This window comes from Bacillus cereus group sp. BceL220 (assembly GCF_051776965.1).
Classification (GTDB): domain Bacteria; phylum Bacillota; class Bacilli; order Bacillales; family Bacillaceae_G; genus Bacillus_A; species Bacillus_A cereus.
Map to the genome: position 1 here is coordinate 1 of NZ_JBPWBC010000048.1, position 1,061 is coordinate 1,061.

The window sequence follows — 1,061 nt, forward strand, 5'->3', positions numbered from 1 at the left end:
GAATATCCAAAAGAAAAGACATTAACGCAATTGTTTGAAGAACAAGTGAAGAAGACACCAGAGAATATTGCCGTAGTATATAAAGACCAATGTTTAACTTATCGAGAGCTAAACGCAAGAGCGAATGAACTTGCTTATATGTTGTTAGAACAAGGGGTTACTAAAAATCAGATTATTGGTTTAGTCGTAGAACGTTCCGTGGAAATGATTGTAGGAATTTTAGGGATTTTAAAAGCTGGGGGGGCATATTTACCAATTGATCCTCAGTATCCACAAGAGAGAATCATGAATATTCTAGAAGATTCTAAAACTGAAATTTTGTTAACGACATCGAATCTAGAAAATGAATTGGCCGATTCTTTATTTGCTAGTTGTGGTTTACAAGGGAAGACGATTTATTTAGACGAAATTATAAAAGAAGAGGTATTAGAAGAGAAGAAGAACCCTGGCATTTCTAAAGATTCATCATCATTAGCATACGTTATGTATACTTCTGGTTCTACAGGAACCCCAAAAGGAAATTTAACTATGCATTACAATGTATCTCGTGTTGTGAAGGATACAAATTATGTGAACATAAAAGCAGACGATCAATTGTTACAAATAGCCAATTATGCTTTTGATGGATCTACATTTGATATTTATGGTGCTTTATTAAATGGAGCAAAACTAGTATTAGTAGATAAAGAGGTAATAGGAGATATTGAAAAGCTCTCTGAAGTAATACAGAAAGAATCTATTACTATGATGTTTGTTCCTACGGGACTTTTCCACACAATTGTAGATATAAGAGTAGACTGTTTTAGAGGAATGCATACAGTTATAGTTGGTGGAGACAAATTATCACAAAAGCATGTAAAACAAGTAGTTGATGTGTATGGAACAAAAATTATTAATGGGTATGGTCCGACAGAAAGTACTGTATTTGCAACTGCAGCTGAAGCGAATGCATTTGTTGGAAAAGTAAATGAAATTCCAATTGGGAAACCGTTATCTAATACGGAGATTTATATTTTAAATCACCAACTCCAATTAAATCCGATAGGGGTAATAGGGGAAAT

General features: G+C 33.6%; 1 protein-coding gene. It reads left to right on the top strand.

Going from position 1 to position 1,061, the window contains the following annotated elements; all coding sequences use genetic code 11:
- Window positions 1-1,061 (top strand): AMP-binding protein (locus ACS2FK_RS30390; RefSeq protein ID WP_438899974.1); only part of this gene is annotated, 1,061 nt, incomplete at both ends.